Genomic DNA, 17,025 nt, shown 5'->3' with positions numbered 1-17,025 from the left:
GCGCGCCGACGTACGCCGGTGTCCGGTGCGGGGAAGGAGGGCGTATGCATGCCCTTGAGCGTGCCCGCGCGGCGGGGTCGGCGGCGTCAGTCTCCGGCCGACACTTGGGCGTACCCCAGGGGGTGCAGCCGCTGCCGCGTCGTACCCCAGGAGTTGTTGCGCCTCCCGTCGCCCGGACTACCGCTCCAGCCGGCCCGGGCTGACCATTCCGGATTCGTACGCCAACACCACGACCTGCGACCTGTCCCGCGCCCCCAGCTTCGTCATGATCCGGCTGACATGTGTCTTCGCTGTCGACGGTGCCAGCACCAGCCGTTGTGCGATCTCGTCGTTGTTGCATCCCGCGGCCACCAGCCGCATGACCTCGCGCTCCCGTTCGGTGAGGGCATCGAGCCGGGCGTCATCCGGCGTCGGGCCCGGCAGCCGGCCCGCGAACTCGGCGATGAGCCGTCTGGTGACCGACGGGCTGATCAGCGCATCGCCCCGGGCGGCCACCCGCACCGCCTGCGCCAGTTCCTCCGGCTCCGTGTCCTTCACCAGAAAGCCCGCCGCCCCCGCGCGCAGCGCCCCGTACACATACTCGTCCAGATCGAAGGTCGTCAGGATGACCACCCTCACCGACGCCAACTGCTCGTCCGCCGCGATCAGCCGGGCGGCATCCAGGCCGTCCGTCCCCGGCATCCGGATATCCATCAGGACCACGTCGGGCCGCAGTTCGCGGCAGGCCGCGACCGCGGCCTGCCCGTCCGCGGCCTCGCCCACCACCTCGATGTCGTCCTCGTCTTCAAGGATCGACCGGAACCCGGCCCTCACCAGCCGCTGGTCATCCGCCAGCAGAACCCTGATCATCCGTCTCTCCGCTCCATCGGCTCTGCTGTGATTCCGTACGGCAGCCGGGCCCGCACCACGAAGCCGCCCTCCGCCCGCGGGCCCGCGGTCAGCTCGCCACCCAGTGCCCGCGCCCGCTCCGTCATGCCGACGATCCCGCTACCGCCGCCCACCACGGCCGGGCGGGCCGTCGCGCCCCGGCCGTCGTCCTCGATCGCCAATGCCAGCCCCTCGTCCCCGTAGACGAGCCGGACCGTGACTTCGCCGCCACCACTGTGCCTGGCGGCGTTGGTCAGCGACTCCTGCACGATCCGGTACGCGGCCAGGTCGACCGGAGCGGACAGCGAACGTTCGGCGCCAGTCCGCTCGATCCGCACCCGGAGCCCCGACAGGCCCGCCGAAACCGCCAGTTCCTCCGCCCGGGCCAGCCCCGGCGCGGGTGCCGTTGGCGCCTGCTCGTCGACCTGCCGCAGCACGCCGAGGGTGGCCCGAAGCTCCCGAAGGGTCTCCCGGCTGCCCGCCTTGATGGCGCCGAGCGCCTCCTCTGCCTGGGCAGGGTCCTTCTTCAGCCGGTGTAGCGCCGCACCCGCCTGCACATTGATCATCGAGATGTTGTGCCCGACCACATCGTGCACTTCGCGGGCGATGCGCAGCCGCTCCTCGGCGGCCCGCAGCCGGGCCTCCTCCTCGGCATAGGCGACCCGCCCGTGCCGCACGCCGCCCAGGGCCACGACGGCGACCAGCCAGCCGGTGAGCATGAACACCGCCGTACCGGTGACATCGCTCCGGGTCACGAGGGTGCCGGCGCCCACGCCGATCACCATGGCCGCCGCCATGGCGACGGCCGCCCGCATCCGGCCCTGGGCCGCGATGGCGTACAACGCCACGATCGGGACCAGGACCAACGGACCGTCCACGGCGCTCAGTACGTGGTAGGCGCCCGTGCCCGCCACCGTGAACCAGCCCACCGCCACCGGATACCGACGCCGAAGGAGCAACGCCCCGCACACCGCCGTCATCAGAAGCCAGGACGCGGCCAACGAGGACTTCGAGTCCCCGCCCTGGCCCAGCTGCTGCCCTTCGGCGAGCGCCACCAACACAAAGACCCCGACGGCCAGCACGGCGTCGGCGCGGACCCCACGGGGCAACCGGAAGCGGGTCTGATCGAAAGGCGACACGGCCTCATTCTGCCCGCGCCGCCGAGTCGATCGAACAAGTTGGCCGATCAAGTCCTGGCCCGGCGGCCCGCCGGCAGGCGACCGGCATCGCGCGCCGCGTCCGGTGAACGGGGCGCCGGCGACTTCGCCCACGGCTGAGCGCGGCCCCCGCCCGGAAGCCTTCCAGGGCGGGGGCCGCGCTCACCTCACGACACCGTGCCGGTCACTGTGCTTCCCGACTTGGTCAGGTTCAGCGCTTCAGACAATCCCTTCGGCGTCATGGCGGCCGACTGAGGGTCGTTCCTCGTCAGTGGGCCCGAAGCACATCAACTGCCGTGAGCGCCACGTGGAGTTCGGTGCGCTCTGTGCCGGATTCGAGGTCGCAGTCGAGGAGACGCTCGATGGTGCGCAGGCGTTGGTACATGGTTTCGCGGGAGAGGCCGCCCCGGCGGGCTGCGGTCGTCTTGTTGCCGGCCGCGTCGAGGTAGTGGCGAAGGGTCGTCAGCAGGTCGGTGCCGTGCTGGGTGTCGTGGTCGATGAGCCGCCCAAGCCGGTGTTCGGTGTACTCCTGGATCCGGGTGTCCTCGCGGAGGGCGTAGAGCAGGCGGCGGAGGCCGATGTCGGACAGCTCGTGGAAGGAGCGGTCCGGGGGGAGGGGCTGGCCGGGTGGGGTGGCCTCGGCGACGCGGGCCGCCTCGCGGAAGGAGCGGGCGGTGCCGGCGAGGTTCGTGACCTCCGAGCCGACGCTCACGACTGCTTGCGGGGCCAGGTCCCGCGCGGCGCTGCACACGCGTTCGACAATGGGGCGCCACGGTTGCGAGGGGCGCAGGGCCAGCAGGATGCCGAGGCGGTCGGGGGCCAGTTCACCCACAAGGGCCGGGATGCCGGCCGTCCGCAGCTCATGGAACATGCGGGTCTCGGCCTCGCTTCCCTCAATCCCTGCGGGGAGGTCGACGAGGGTCACGACGAAGCGGCTTCGATCGGTCGGCAGGCCCAGTGCGGCGCAGCGGCTGCCGGCGTCTGCTGGGGAGCGGTGGCGCTGTTCGACCAGGTCGCGAAGGGCGTTTCGGTGTGCGGCGCGTTCCCAGGGGGTGGGGTGGATGAGGCGGGCGACGGTCAGGGCCATCGCCGTTCTCTCCAGGACGGTGATGTCCTCCGGCCCGAAGGCCGGACCATCGGTGCGTGCCGGGAGCATGGCCACCCGGCCCCAGCGCTCGCCCTGGTACTCGACGGGTGCGGTGAGCCAGCCTTCCGGGCCGCGTATCGCCGTGTGGTCGCCGGGCGCGGCCGCTCGGGAGCGCTGTTCCCAGCGGGCGAGTGCCTCTTCCACTGTGCTTCCCGAGGGTTCGCAGATCAGTGCCTGGTGTACCAGGTTCTCCAGAACGATCGTGCGGCCGCTCATCTCCGCCGCCGCTCGCACCACGTCCTCCGGTGACGCACCGCGCAGTGTGAGGGCGGTGAACGCCTCGTGGATGTGCTGGGTGCGGCGCATCGCGTCCGCCTGGTTGCCGAGCAGGAGCGCGTGCACGACCTGGGTGACCTCGAGGAAGTTGACGTCCTTGGCCAGGGTGACGAGGGGCAGGTCACGCAGGCGGCAGGCGTCGACGAGCGCGGCCGGCGGGCGGTGATAGCGGCGTACGAGTTCGATGACCAGGGCCGCGGCTCCGATGTCGGCGAGTTCGTCGACGTATCGGCGCACGCCGGCCGCGTCCTCGGGCAGGGGCATTCCCGTGGTGAGGACGAGTTCGCCGCCCTTGAGGAAGGACGCGGGGTCGGTCAGTTCGGTGATGTGGACCCACCTGACCGGCCGGTCCAGGTGGGGCACGCCGGTGACGATCTGGGGCTGTCCGGCGGCCAGGACCGGAAGGTCCAGGACGTCGGCAACGGTGAGGGGCCGGGCGGGCCCCTGGCCTGCGGGGTGGTTGTCGTTCACGGAGTCTCCATGGAGGTCCCCTGCTCGAGCGGTGCAAGCCCGGGGGAGTGCCCGGCCACTGTGACAAGCGTCGCTGACCGGTGCAAGAGCGGTCCGGCGGGGATCGGCACCCGGACGGTCCCGGGCGGTTGACACAACGTCCGGATGTCGCGTCCCGGCCGGACAGATCGCGCGTTGGCGCCGCCCTGCCGTGCGGAGATGCTCGGGAGACCGCAGCAGACCGACGACCCACGCCGGGAGACGAACATGACCGCACTGTCGCCGCATCTTCGCCAGGCCACGCCCGTGGTGGCGGCCCGGGGTGAGGGCGTCCACCTCTACGGCGAGGACGGCCGCCGCTATCTGGACTTCACCGCCGGCATCGGCGTCACCAGCACCGGGCACTGCCACCCGAAGGTGGTGGCGGCGGCGCAGGAGCAGGTGGGCACGCTGGTCCACGGTCAGTACACGACGGTCATGCACCAGCCGCTGCAGCGGCTGGTCGACAAGCTCGGCGAGGTACTGCCGGCCGGCCTGGACAGCCTGTTCTTCACCAACTCCGGCAGCGAGGCGGTGGAGGCCGCGCTCCGGCTGGCCCGTCAGGCCACCGGCCGTCCCAACGTCCTCGTCTGTCACGGCGGTTTCCATGGCCGTACCGTGGCCGCCGCCTCCATGACGACTTCCGGCACCCGTTTCCGGTCAGGGTTCTCCCCGCTGATGAGTGGTGTGGTCGTCACCCCGTTCCCGTCGGCCTACCGCTACGGCTGGGACGAGGAGAGCGCGACCCGATTCGCCCTGAAGGAGCTCGACTACACGCTCCAGACGATCTCCTCGCCCGCCGACACGGCCGCGATCATCGTCGAACCGGTGCTCGGCGAGGGCGGCTACGTGCCGGCCACCCGCGGCTTCCTGGAGGGTCTGCGGGAGCGGGCGGACCGCCACGGCTTCCTGCTGATCCTCGACGAGGTGCAGACCGGCGTCGGCCGCACCGGACGGTTCTGGGGGCTCGAGCACTTCGGCGTCACCCCGGACATCCTGGTCACCGCGAAGGGCCTCGCCAGCGGATTCCCGCTGTCGGGCATCGCCGCCTCCGAGGAGCTGATGACCAAGGCGTGGCCGGGCTCGCAGGGCGGCACGTACGGGGCCAACGCCGTCGCCTGCGCCGCGGCCTGCGCCACCCTCGACGTCGTACGAGACGAGAAACTCGTCGACAACGCCGAGGCGATGGGCAAGCGTCTGCGCCAGGGCCTGGAGGCGGTGGCCGACCGTACGCCGGCCATCGGCGACGTACGGGGACTGGGCCTGATGCTGGCCACCGAGTTCGTCACCGAGGACGGCAGCCCCGACCCCGAGACCGCAGCCCGCGTCCAGCGCGCCGCTGTCGACGAGGGTCTGCTCCTGCTGCTGTGCGGCGCATGGAACCAGGTCGTCCGCATGATTCCCGCGCTCGTCATCGACGAGGCTGCGGTGGACGAAGGCCTCCAGGCGTGGGCGACCTCGGTGGAGGTCGGCACATCCGGAGCGGCACGGCGATGACGGACACCACCACGGCCCTGGAGCCGCTGGTCGTACGGCTCGCCGAGACCGCTCCCGGCCTCCGAGTGGAGACCGGCCCCGGATCCACCGGCCTCTACGCCTACGACGCCTCCAACTACCGGGTCCCGCCGCGGGCCGTGGTCTTCCCTCGCAGCGCCGACGACGTCGTCGCGGTGCTGTGGGCATGCCGGGAGACAGGTATCCCGGTCACCGCACGCGGCGGCGGCACCAGCATGGCGGGCAATGCCGTCGGGCCCGGCGTCGTGCTGGACTTCTCCCGGTACATGAACCGGATCCTGGACATCGACCCGGTGGCCCGCACCGCGCGCGTCGAGGCCGGAGTGATCCTGGACGCGCTGCGGTCCGCTGCCGCCCTGCACGGGCTGACCTTCGGTCCCGACCCGTCCTCGCACAGCCGCTGCACCCTCGGCGGCATGATCGGCAACGACGCGTGCGGCAACCGGTCCGTGCGGCACGGGCGCACCAGCGCGCACATCGAGGTGCTGGAGATCGTGACCGCCGACGGCGTGCGGGCCGTCGCCGACCGCACCGGACTGCGGGCCGCCGACCCGGACGACACGGACGCCGTCCAGCGGATCGCCGGTCTGGAAGCGGACGTGCGCCGCCTGATCGACGGCAATCTGGCCACGATCCGTACCGAGCTGGGCCGGGTACCGCGCCAGGTCTCCGGCTACCAGCTGCACCACCTGCTGCCCGAGCACGGCTTCGACATGGCTCGCGCGCTGGTGGGCACCGAGGGCTCCTGTGCGGTCGTCACCGCAGCGACGGTCCGCCTGGTGGCGACCGCACAGGCTTCCACCCTCCTCACCCTCGGCTACGACGACGTCGTCGACGCCGCCGAGGACGTCCCCGAGATCCTGCGCCGGCACCCCGCCGCCGTGGAGGGCATGGACGAGGCGATCGTCGCCACCATGCGTGCCCGGCGGGGCCCGGACTCCGTCACCGGACTCCCCGAGGGGCGTGCCTGGCTGTACGTCGAGCTCGACGGCGACGACCAGGCGGACGTCGACGCCCGCGCCGGCGAACTGCTGGACGCGCTCAAAGCGCAGGGCCGGATGACCGGTGGGCGGGTCGTGCACAGTCCGGCCGAACGGCGCTCGCTGTGGCGGGTCCGCGAGGACGGGGCCGGGCTCGCCGCCCGGCTCGTCGACGGCTCGGAGTCCTGGCCCGGTTGGGAGGACGCGGCCGTCGCGCCCGAGAACCTGGCCGCCTACCTGCGCGACTTCCGCAAGCTGCTGGCCGCGCACGGCCTGACCGGCGTGCTGTACGGGCACTTCGGCGCCGGATGCGTCCACGTGCGCATCGACTTCGACCTCGCCACGGATATCGGGCGGGACGCCACCCGCCGGTTCCTGACGGAGGCCGCCGCCCTGGTCGTCGAGCATGGCGGAAGCCTGTCGGGCGAGCACGGCGACGGGCGGGCCCGGGGCGAACTGCTCGAGGTCATGTACAGCCGGCGGCTGATCCGGGCCTTCGCCGAGTTCAAGGAGATCTTCGACCCGGAGGGGCTGCTCAACCCCGGCGTCATCGTCGACCCGGCGCCGCTCGACGCCGACCTCGCCCTGCGTGAACTCCCGCTCGTGGACACGACGTTCACCTTTCCCCACGACGAGGACGGCTTCGTGGGAGCGGTACGCCGCTGCGTCGGTGTCGGCCGCTGCCGCAGTGACGCCGGCGGCGTGATGTGTCCCAGTTACCGGGCCACGGGGGAGGAGAACGACTCGACGCGGGGCCGGGCCCGTCTGCTCCAGGAGATGGTGCGGGGCGGAACCGTCCAGGACGGCTGGCGCTCCACGGAGGTGCGTGACGCCCTCGACCTGTGCCTGTCCTGCAGGGCCTGCTCCAGCGACTGTCCGGTCGGCGTCGACATGGCCACGTACAAGGCGGAGTTCCTGCACCAGCACTACAAGGGCAGAGTCAGACCCCGCTCCCACTACTCCCTGGGCTGGCTGCCCCTGACGTCCAAGCTCGTCGGGTACGCGGCCCGCCCCGTGAACGCGCTGCTGCGCGGACCCCTCGGGAAGCTGCTCGCGCGCCTCGGCGGCGTGACCACCAAACGCCGGATCCCCGCCTTCGCCTCCCGGCAGGCGCTGCGCCGGGCCCTGCGCACGGCGAGGACCGGCGAACCGGCGAAGGCGGTGCTGTTCGTGGACAGCTTCACCCGCGCCTTCCGCCCCGAGGTGGCCGGGGCGGTGAGCCGCGTACTCGCCGACGCCGGCCTGCCCTGCATGGTGGAGGACGACCTGTGCTGTGGCCTGACCTGGGTGAGCACCGGACAGCTGTCCCGCGCGCGCCGCATCATGGCCCGCACGGTCGACCGCCTGGACAACGGCGACGACCGGCCCATCGTCGTGGCCGAACCGAGCTGCGCCGCAGCGCTCAAGCGTGACGTGCCCGAACTCCTCGGCACCGACGCCGCCCGGCGCGTCGCGGCCCGCGTCCACACCCTCACCGGAGCCCTGACCGACCTCGCCGCACCCGGCTGGGCGCCACCGGAGCTGCCGGACAACGTCGTGCTGCAGACGCACTGCCACGAGTACGCCACCTTCAAGGGCCGCCACCCGCGCGACCTGCTCGGCCGCCTCGGCGTACGGAAGGTCGACGAGGCCGAGGGCTGCTGCGGACTCGCCGGCAACTTCGGCTTCGAGGAACAGCACTACGACACCTCGATCGCCGTCGCCGACCTCGCCCTGAGGCCACGCCTCGACGGCATCGACCCACGGACATCGGTTGTCGTCGTGGCCGACGGCTTCAGCTGCGCCACCCAGATCGACCACCTGGCCGGGGACCGGGGCGTCCGCGCCCTGCACCTCGCCGAACTGCTCGACCCCGCCGCCGACCGACCCGGACAACCAGGAGAGAACTCATGACCGACACACCCACGCAGTTGTTCATCGGTGGCGCCTGGGTGGACGCCTCGGACGGTGCCACCCTGCCCGTCGACGACCCTGCCACCGGCGAGGTCCTCTGCCACGTGGCCGACGCGGGCCCGAAGGACGCGGGGCTCGCAGAGGAAGCGGCCGTGCGGGCGCAGGAGGAGTGGGCGCGTACGGCGCCCCGGGTGCGCAGCGAGATCCTGCGCCGTGCCTACGAGATCATCATCGAGCGCACCGACGAGCTCGCCCATCTGATGACGGCCGAGATGGGCAAGCCGCTGGCCGAGGCCAGGGGAGAGGTGGCGTACGCGGCCGAGTTCTTCCGCTGGTTCTCCGAGGAGGCCGTCCGCATCGACGGCGGCCTCGGCACTCTGCCCGACGGCCGCAACCGCATGCTGCTCTCGCGCCGCCCGGTCGGCCCCTGCCTGCTGATCACCCCGTGGAACTTCCCGCTGGCCATGGGCACCCGCAAGATCGGCCCGGCTGTCGCCGCCGGCTGCACGATGGTGCTCAAGCCCGCCCCGCAGACTCCTCTGTCCAGCCTGGCTCTCGCCGCGATCCTCAAGGAGGCCGGGCTGCCGGACGGCGTGCTGAACGTCGTCACTACCTCCCGTGCGGGGGAGGTGTGCGAACCGCTCCTGCGCGGCGGGCGGATTCGCAAGCTGTCCTTCACCGGTTCCACGGCCGTCGGGCAGCTGCTGCTGGCCCAGAGCGCTCAGGCCGTGGTCCGGACGTCGATGGAGCTGGGCGGCAACGCACCGTTCGTCGTCTTCGAGGACGCCGACCTGGACAAGGCGGTGGACGGTGCGATGGTCGCCAAGATGCGCAACATGGGCGAGGCGTGTACGGCCGCAAACCGGTTCTTCGTACACCGTTCGGTGGCGGAGGAGTTCGGGCGTCGCCTGGCCGAGCGGATGGGTGCGCTCGTCGTGGGCCCCGGCACCCGGGAAGGCGTCGACGTCGGCCCTCTGATCGACAGGACGGGACGCGCCAAGGTGGAGGAACTGGTGGCCGACGCGGTGGAGCGCGGGGCCCGGGTGCTCGTCGGCGGCAGGACCCCCGAAGGCCCCGGCTGCTTCTACCCGCCGACCGTGCTGGCCGGCGTCGATCCCGCAAGCCGGCTGATGGACACGGAGATCTTCGGCCCGGTCGCGGCGATCCTCACCTTCGACGACGAGGACGAGGTGATCCGCCGGGCCAACGACACCCCCTGGGGCCTGGTCGGCTACGTCTTCACCGAGGGCCTCGACCGCGCCCTGCGCGTCAGCGAGCGGCTGGAGGTGGGCATGGTGGGGCTGAACACGGGTCTCGTGTCCAACCCGGCCGCACCCTTCGGCGGCGTCAAGCAGTCCGGGCTCGGCCGCGAGGGCGGCCGGGTCGGAATCGACGAGTTCCTGGAGTACCAGTACCTCGCGGTGCCCGTGCGATGAAGGGTGGTCATGCCCTGACTGCCCCGCATCGCGCACCGTGACGGGTCGCCCCCGTGCCCGGTTTCCACGCCGCCGGGCACGGCGGGACGGCCCGTGACCTCTCCTCTGCGACGGCCTCGGCAACCGGCGCCTCCATCAGAGTCTCCTGCCCAGGCCCATGGTTCGACCGGGGCCGCGCCTGCCAACTTCTCGAGCCCAGGAAAGGAAAAACATGTCGCTCCTGAAGACCATCGACACCAACCCCTCCTTCGCGCCGCACACGTCCGGCCCGCTCCCGGAACGTCTGGTTTCCGGCGACCCCGCGTTCCTGACCTGGCCCCAGGACGTCGCCCGCGGGGAGATGATCCATACGGGAGTCTGGGAGGCGACGCCCGGCGAGACGCGCTCGATCAAGGGGGAGACCTTCGAGTTCTGCCATATCCTCGCCGGCATCGTCGAACTCACGCCGGAGGGTGGCGAGCCGGTGGTCTACAAGGCGGGTGACAGCTTTGTGATGAAGCCGGGCTTCGTCGGTGTCTGGAAGACCGTCGAAACCGTGCGCAAGATCTACGTGATCGTGAAGTGACTCGTTGCTCAACCGCGCACAGAGCCGCCGGGACCGGCGTCAGGCAGGTGCCGGGCGGTGATCTCCGCCGCCGTCTCGGCGACCAGCCGACCCAGCTCGGGCAGCCGGCCGGGCTCGAAGCGGGAGTCGGGCAGGGAGACGGCCACGGCAGCGAGCGGTGTGCCCTCACCGTCGAGCACGGGTGCCGCGATGGCGCAGACACCCTGAAGGTACTGGTTGTGGTTGACGGCGTAGCCACGCTCTCTCACTCGGTGGAGCTCCGCGCGCAGTTGCCCGGGGTCGGTGATGGTCTCTTCGCCGTAACCCTCCAGCGTCCCCGCGGTGACCTCGTCTATCTCGGACTTCCCCAGATGGGCGAGGACGGCGTTCCCGGCGGCGGTGGCATGCAGGGGTGAGGTGTCGCCGATGGCGTGGAAGGTGCGTACCGCGTGGTCGCAGTCGACGCGGTCGACGACGACCATGCCGTGCAGGGCGTCCGGCACGGACAGGTGGATGGTCTCGTTCAGTGCGTCGCGGAGCCGGATCATGGGTTCACGTGCGGCGGCGAACAGGCTGGAGCCCTGCAGGGCGGCCGGCCGTACGGCCAGCACGCGGGCGCCGATCTCCCAGCGGGTGGTGTCCTTGCGGTTCGCCCGCAGCCAGCCCGCCTCGTTGAGTGTGACCAGGGTGCGCTGCACGGTGGACTTCGGCAGCCCGAAAATCTTCGTCAACTCCCCGAGAGTTACTGGTTGATGTCGGGCGACCGCCTCCAGCACCCGTAGCGATCTGGTGACGCTCTTCAATTCCATTCGATGCCCCCTCAGACCTGTGGATTCCTGGTTCTCACTTCTTGACTTCAGCGCGAAGTCACGGTCAGCGACCGTGCCGAATTCCAGCATACTATGCCACAATGTGGCACGTGCTCGCATTCGGCCGCCAAGCGGACCGGCCTTGAAGTGCCCGGGAGTCCCGATTCCCCGCGGCGATGGACGGCGGTAGGGCCTTGACCAGGCCTGCCGTGCCGCGTGGTGCTGCCGCCCTGTGTCCGGCCCTCCCCCCGGCCGGGCGCAGGGCGGTGGCGGCGGCGACGCGAAGCAGAAGGGCCGGCTCGCGCGCTGACGCGTGCGAGCCGGCCCTCGGTCGACGGCTTGCGGGCCGTCGTCTGCCGTTCAGGCGCCCAGGCGGCGCTGTGAGATCTCCGCGGCTGTGTCGGCGACGAGGCGGCCCCACTTGGGTGCACTTTCATCGTCGTACCGTGCCTCTGGCATGGAGACGGCCACGGCTGCCAGGGGGGTGCCGTCCTCGTCGAGCACGGCCGCGGCGACGGCGCAGACCCCCGGCCGGTACTGGTTGCGGTTGACCGCATAGCCGCAGGTGCGAATCCGGTCCAGCTCGGCGCGCAGCTCGTCGGGCTCGACGGGTGTCGTGTCGCTGAACCGCTCCAGTCCCGCCGTGATGAGTTCTTCGACGTCGCGCCTCGGAAGGTGGGTGAGGATGGCGCGTCCGACGGCGGTGGCGTGCAGAGGCGAGGTGTCGCCGATGGTGTGGAAGGTGCGTACCGCCTGGTCGCAGTCGACGCGGTCCACCACGACCATGCACTGCAGGGCGTCCGGTACCGACAGATGGATGGTCTCGTTCACCGCGTCCCGCAGGCGGATCATGGGTTCACGTGCGGCGGCGAACAGGCTGGAGCCCTGCAGGGCGGCCGGTCGTACGGCCAGGACGCGGGCGCCGATCTCCCAGCGGGTGGTGTCCTTGCGGTTGGCGCGCAGCCAGCCGGCCTGCGCCAGTGTGACCAGAGTGCGCTGCACGGTGGACTTCGGCAGCCCGAAGAGCTTCGTCAACTCACCCACGGTCACGGGTTGATGCTGGGCGACCGCCTCCAGGATCCGCAGCGACCTGGTGACGCTCTTCATTTCCATCCGGTTTCCCCCTGTTAATCCCGAAAATTTCTGCTGGACACCCTCTTGACTCCCCTCTGGGCCGCTGACATTCTCTGTGCCAGATTCTAGCACAGCATTCCACATAGTGGCACGGCCCTCCGAGAGATCCCCCGAAGTGAGCCGGACTGCGAGACGCGGCGGTCAGAGAGCCGCAGGTCCACAAGAAGGGCCTGGCTCCCGCCCAAATCATCTCGAATCGAACAGCCTCGCGCCGAGGGCCCAGCATGCGCCTCGGCGATACGAAAGGAAAGCCCTGTGTCAGCTGCCAGGAAGCGCGTCGCGGTGGTCGGCGTCGGAACGATGGGCAGCCAGGCCGCCTGGCGGCTGGCGGCCCGCGGCGCCGAGGTCGTCGGATACGACCGGTTCGCCCCCGGCCACGACCGCAGTGCCGCCGGCGGTGAGACCCGGATCTTCCGCAGCGCACACTTCGAGGACTCCCGGTACGTCCCGCTGCTCAAGCACGCCGACTCCCTCTGGGAGGAGCTCCAGCAGGAGACCGGCCGCGAGCTGCGCCGCCTGACCGGGTGCCTGCTCATGGGGCCGACCGACCACCACCAGATGGCCACCGTCCTTCAGTCCATCGCCGACCACGACCTCGACCACGAGGTGCTGGACGCCGAGACGCTCGCCAAGCGCTTCCCGCAGTACCGCATCGAGGACGGCGACGCGGCCGTTCTCGACCGCCGAGCCGGGTTCATCCGCCCGGAGCTGACGATCCAGACCGCCGCCCGCCGCGCCGAGCAGCTGGGCGCCGTGATCCACCGCTACAGCACGGTCCGCGAGATCGTCCCCGTCGGCGACGGCGTGGAGATCCGCACCGACTCCGGCAGCGAACGCTTCGACACCGCCGTCGTCACGCCGGGCCCCTGGGTCAACGACCTGCTGCCCGACCTGCCGTGGGAGGTGGAGGTCCGCCGCCTCGTCAGCGCCTGGTACGTGCCCACCGACCCCGACGCCTGGTTCGGCGAGGAGCGCCCGGCGTTCATCCGTACGGCACCCACCCACTGCTACGGCCTGCCCTCCCCGGACGGCATCTCGGTCAAGCTCGGACTGTCCCGCGCGCTGCACCGGCTCGCCGGCGACCCCAACCAGCTGGACCGCACCGTGCGGCCGGACGAACTGGAGGTCTTCTCCGAGCTGATCGGGCGTTACCTGCCCGACCTGCACCCGGACCCGACCCGCCTCTCCGTCTACATGGAGGGCTACACCGAGAGCAGCCGCCCCCTGGTCGGCCCGCTGCCCGGCGCCGAGAACGTCATCCTCCTCGCCGGCTTCTCCGGCCACGGCTTCAAGCTCGCGCCCGCCTTCGGTGACATCGCCGCCGACCTTGCGCTGGACGGCGCCTCGCCCCAGCCCATCGACTTCCTCTCCACCGTCGGCCGTACGGAGGCATGACCATGAACGACGCCACCCTCTCCGTCGGCTCCCTGGAGGCCCGGCCCGGCACCAAGGTCCGCGGCACGGTCCAGGCGGACCTCGGCACCCTCACCGTGGACATCCCGCTGACCCTCGTCAACGGGACCCGCCCCGGCCCCCGGGTCGTCATCACCGCGGGTGTGCACGGCGGCGAGTTCCCGCCCATCGACGCCGTAGTGCGACTGGCGGACGGGCTGGAACCCGCCGAGGTGCACGGACAGGTGATCATCTGTCCGGTCGCCAACCCTCCCGCCGTGTACCAGGGTCGGCTCAACATCTCCCCGGTCGACGGCGTGAACCTCAACCGCGTCTTCCCCGGCGACCCGGACGGCGGCCCCACCGAGCGGCTGGCGGCCTGGCTCTTCGCCCACCTGGTCGACGCCGCCGACGTCTACGTCGACCTGCACTGCGGCGGCATCGACCAGGTCCTGCGTGACTTCGTCGGCTACCGCCTCACCGGTGACCCGGACCTGGACAAGGCGACGGCCGAACTGGCAGGCTCCTTCGGCATCGAGGACGTCATCCTCGGACTGAACGCAGACGGCGGCAACAGCCACGCGGCCGCCGCCCGCCGGGGCGTCTCGGCGGTCCTCGTCGAGGTGGGCCAGCTCGGCCAGCGGGACGAGGCCACTGCCCTCCGCCGCGTCGACGGCCTGCTGAAGGCACTTCGCCATCTGGGCGTCCTCGACCAGGACGGTTCCGCCCCGGCGCCGATCCGCGCATGGGTCTGGTCCGCCGGCGTCACCGCCGAGGCCACCGGCCTGTGGTACCCGGAGTTCTCCTTCGACGCCGACGTCATCGGCGAAGTCGCCGAGGGCGACCTCCTCGGCCGCATCGTCGACCCGACCGACGGCACGGAGTACACCGTCCACGCCCCGGCCGACGGACGGATCTTCTACGGCATGCACGGCCTCACCGTCGCCCCCGGCACCGAACTCGCCGCCCTCGCCGTCCCGTGGGACCCCGACACGGCCGCGCGAGCCGACACCCTCCGGACCCCCGGTCTGGGCGCCGGATCCGACGAGGCGGATCCCCGCCCCTAGACCCCCCTATCCAGCCGCCCCCCTTCCACATCCCCAGCCGCTCCCGTTCTCACGGCCGGCACCACCCAGGAGGCACACCATGAAAGATGCCCGAATAGACCGCAGACTGTTCCTGCGAGGAATAGGCGGGGTCACGGCGGGTGTCGCCGCCGCGACCGCCCTCAGCGCCTGCGGTACCGGCACCAGCCGGTCCGTCGCGGGCAGCGGTGGCAAGGGCTCCAAGACGGTGGTCGTCCGCGACAGTGGCGGTTCCTACGGCGCGGCCCTCCAGAAGGCGATCTACACGCCGTTCACGCAGGAGACCGGGATCTCCGTCAAGGTGCTCAACCTGGACGATGCTCCGCTGCTGGCGCAGATCAAGCAGGGCCGTCCGCAGTGCGACCTCATCAACAACTCGATGATGTCCCACCTGAAGTACGTGGCGCAGAACGCCCTGGAGACGCTGGATCCCGACCGGTTCAAGAGCCTGAAGAGCGCGCAGATCCCCGAGAACCAGATCACCCGGCATGCCATCGGCCACAGCTTCTACGGTCAGTGCATCGCCTACCGTACGGATGCGTTCGGCGGCAAGAAGCCGCAGTCGTGGGCGGACTTCTGGGACACCAAGGCGTTCAAGGGTGACCGGGCGATGGTCCACCCGGACGGTGACCTGCCGGAGCTGGAGTTTGCGCTGCTGGCCGACGGCGTTGCCATGGACAAGCTGTACCCGCTGGATGTGGACCGGGCTTTCAAGGTGCTGACCCGGCTGCGGCCCGACATCAAGAAGTTCTGGGACAGCGGCCCGCTGCCGGGCGTGCTGCTGAGCCGCCAGGAGGTGACCATGTCCACCGTCTGGGACGGCCGGCTCGCCGATCTGCAGAAGCAGGGTGTGCCGGTGGAGCGGCAGCTGAACGGTATGCGCCGTCAGTTCTCGGGTTATGCCATCGCCAAGGGCGCGGCCAACGTGGACAACGCCTACCAGCTGATGGACTTCTCCCTGCGGGCGGAGAGCCAGGCGAATCTGGCGAAGGCCTTCCCCTCGAACCCGTCGTCGCCGGTGGCCTACGCCAAGCTCACCGAGGACCAGCGCAACGCGCTCGCCGGTGCGCCGCAGTACTACGACAAGGGTTTCGATGCGGATGTCGACTGGTGGCTGAAGAACGAAGCGGCCGTCACCAAGCGCTGGCTGGAGTGGGCTCGTGGCTGAATTCGGTGTCGCCACACCGTCCGTCGAGGTGGCCGGCGGCAAGCCGGCCACCGCGACCGGCAAGGCGCTGTCGGTGGTGGCTCTGCGCAAGACCTACGGCGACGTCGTCGCCGTCGACGAGGCGTCCATGGAGATCGCGGCGGGGAGTTCGTCACCTTCCTCGGCTCCTCGGGGTCGGGCAAGACCACGACCCTGATGATGATCGCCGGGTTCTGCGAACCCGACTCCGGCACCATCACGGTCGGCGGCCGGGACGTCACCCGGCTGGCGCCGCAGAAGCGGGGCCTGGGTTTCGTCTTCCAGCAGTACCTGCTGTTCCCGCACATGACGGTCAGTGAGAACGTCGCCTTCCCGCTCACCCTGCGCGGGGTGGGCAAGGACGAGATCCGCCGCCGGGTGGGGGAGACGCTGGAGATCGCGGGCCTGTCCGGGTTCGGCGGGCGCAAGCCGCGTGAGCTGTCCGGTGGTCAGCAGCAGCGTGTCGCCCTGTGCCGGGCGCTGGTCTACCGCCCGCCGGTCATCCTGATGGACGAGCCGCTGGGCGCATTGGACAAGAAGCTGCGCGACCAGCTCCAGGTCGAGATCAAGACCATCCAGCAGGAACTCGGTCTGACCGTCATCTATGTGACGCACGATCAGGAGGAAGCGCTGGTCATGTCGGACCGTATCGCGGTGATGCGCAACGGTCTGATCGAGCAGTTCGACACGCCGAGGGAGTTGTTCGAGCGTCCGAGGACGCCCTTCGTCGCGGACTTCCTGGGCGCGGCCAACTTCCTGCCCGGCCGCATCGAGCAGCACGACGGCGAACACACCCTGGTCCGCCTCGACAGGAGTGGTGGCCTGCTGAAGGCACGCCGCCACGACCTCGCCTCCGGCACCCAGGTCAAGGTCGCCGTCCAGCCGGGCCGACTGCGGGCCTGTGCCACCGACGACGGCTTCTGTACCGGCACGGTGGAGACCGCCACGTACGTGGGCACCCTGGTCCGCGCGGGCGTACGCATGGACGGTAAGGAGGCGCCGCTGCTGCGCCTGGAGGTTCCGGCCGGCCGGGGCCCCGTCGCCGGCGAGCGGGTCGGGATCACCGCCGACCCCGACGACATCAACCTTTTCCCCACCGAACAGGCGGGGTGAGC

The 17,025-nt window shown here is 71.0% G+C and carries 12 protein-coding genes and 1 pseudogene; 8 read left to right on the top strand and 5 right to left on the bottom strand.

Translation table 11 applies throughout. The features are described from left to right. Nucleotides 1-177 precede the first annotated feature (177 nt). The 3 genes from ABZO29_RS02595 to ABZO29_RS02585 form a co-directional block, all read right to left on the bottom strand. The gene (locus ABZO29_RS02595) at nucleotides 178-849 is read right to left on the bottom strand and encodes a response regulator (protein WP_367318476.1); all 672 of its coding nucleotides are present in this window, start codon (nucleotides 847-849) and stop codon (nucleotides 178-180) included. Beyond that, nucleotides 846-2,006: a sensor histidine kinase gene (locus tag ABZO29_RS02590; RefSeq protein WP_367318475.1), complete on the bottom strand. Its 1,161-nt coding sequence runs from the start codon at nucleotides 2,004-2,006 to the stop codon at nucleotides 846-848. Before ABZO29_RS02590 ends, ABZO29_RS02595 begins: the two co-directional genes overlap by 4 nt. 286 nt (nucleotides 2,007-2,292) lie before the next feature. Beyond that, nucleotides 2,293-3,918 (bottom strand): PucR family transcriptional regulator, encoded by a 1,626-nt coding sequence (locus ABZO29_RS02585; RefSeq protein WP_367318474.1) that lies wholly within the window; start codon nucleotides 3,916-3,918, stop codon nucleotides 2,293-2,295. 246 nt (nucleotides 3,919-4,164) lie between these two features. Between ABZO29_RS02585 and ABZO29_RS02580 the strand changes: the two genes are divergently transcribed. From ABZO29_RS02580 to ABZO29_RS02565, 4 genes are all read left to right on the top strand, one after another. After that, nucleotides 4,165-5,433, top strand: a complete 1,269-nt coding sequence (locus ABZO29_RS02580; RefSeq protein ID WP_367318473.1) for an aspartate aminotransferase family protein — start codon at nucleotides 4,165-4,167, stop codon at nucleotides 5,431-5,433. Then, nucleotides 5,430-8,324: an FAD-binding and (Fe-S)-binding domain-containing protein gene (locus tag ABZO29_RS02575; RefSeq protein ID WP_367318472.1), complete on the top strand. Its 2,895-nt coding sequence runs from the start codon at nucleotides 5,430-5,432 to the stop codon at nucleotides 8,322-8,324. Before ABZO29_RS02580 ends, ABZO29_RS02575 begins: the two co-directional genes overlap by 4 nt. Next, nucleotides 8,321-9,760 carry an NAD-dependent succinate-semialdehyde dehydrogenase gene (locus tag ABZO29_RS02570; protein WP_367318471.1) on the top strand — a complete coding sequence of 480 codons (1,440 nt, stop codon included), beginning with the start codon at nucleotides 8,321-8,323 and terminating at the stop codon, nucleotides 9,758-9,760. Before ABZO29_RS02575 ends, ABZO29_RS02570 begins: the two co-directional genes overlap by 4 nt. Nucleotides 9,761-9,971: 211 nt before the next feature. Next, a complete protein-coding gene (locus ABZO29_RS02565; protein WP_367318470.1) occupies nucleotides 9,972-10,325 on the top strand; it encodes a cupin domain-containing protein in 354 nt (117 codons plus the stop codon). Between the two features lie 8 nt (nucleotides 10,326-10,333). On the opposite strand, the gene ABZO29_RS02560 is transcribed toward ABZO29_RS02565, so the two are convergent. Together ABZO29_RS02560 and ABZO29_RS02555 are read right to left on the bottom strand one after the other, a co-directional pair. Continuing rightward, nucleotides 10,334-11,107 (bottom strand): IclR family transcriptional regulator, encoded by a 774-nt coding sequence (locus tag ABZO29_RS02560; RefSeq protein ID WP_367326032.1) that lies wholly within the window; start codon nucleotides 11,105-11,107, stop codon nucleotides 10,334-10,336. Between the two features lie 366 nt (nucleotides 11,108-11,473). Next, nucleotides 11,474-12,220 (bottom strand): IclR family transcriptional regulator, encoded by a 747-nt coding sequence (locus ABZO29_RS02555; RefSeq protein WP_367326031.1) that lies wholly within the window; start codon nucleotides 12,218-12,220, stop codon nucleotides 11,474-11,476. A 282-nt stretch (nucleotides 12,221-12,502) separates the two neighbouring features. Here ABZO29_RS02555 and solA point away from each other — a divergent pair, with 282 nt between their 5' ends. From solA to ABZO29_RS02535, 4 genes and pseudogenes are all read left to right on the top strand, one after another. Beyond that, nucleotides 12,503-13,642 carry an N-methyl-L-tryptophan oxidase gene (gene solA, locus ABZO29_RS02550; protein ID WP_367318469.1) on the top strand — a complete coding sequence of 380 codons (1,140 nt, stop codon included), beginning with the start codon at nucleotides 12,503-12,505 and terminating at the stop codon, nucleotides 13,640-13,642. A gap of 2 nt (nucleotides 13,643-13,644) precedes the next feature. Continuing rightward, nucleotides 13,645-14,706: a succinylglutamate desuccinylase/aspartoacylase family protein gene (locus ABZO29_RS02545; RefSeq protein WP_367318468.1), complete on the top strand. Its 1,062-nt coding sequence runs from the start codon at nucleotides 13,645-13,647 to the stop codon at nucleotides 14,704-14,706. Nucleotides 14,707-14,785: 79 nt separating this feature from the next. After that, complete coding sequence (locus ABZO29_RS02540; protein ID WP_367318467.1) at nucleotides 14,786-15,892, top strand: ABC transporter substrate-binding protein; 1,107 nt, start codon at nucleotides 14,786-14,788, stop codon at nucleotides 15,890-15,892. Further along, a pseudogene (locus ABZO29_RS02535) lies at nucleotides 15,885-17,023 on the top strand (ABC transporter ATP-binding protein). Before ABZO29_RS02540 ends, ABZO29_RS02535 begins: the two are co-directional and overlap by 8 nt. Nucleotides 17,024-17,025: the final 2 nt, after the last annotated feature.

Origin of the sequence: Streptomyces sp. HUAS ZL42 (assembly GCF_040782645.1) — a bacterium.
Taxonomy (GTDB): Bacteria; Actinomycetota; Actinomycetes; order Streptomycetales; family Streptomycetaceae; genus Streptomyces.
This window is presented reverse-complemented; position numbering and strand designations above follow the sequence as displayed.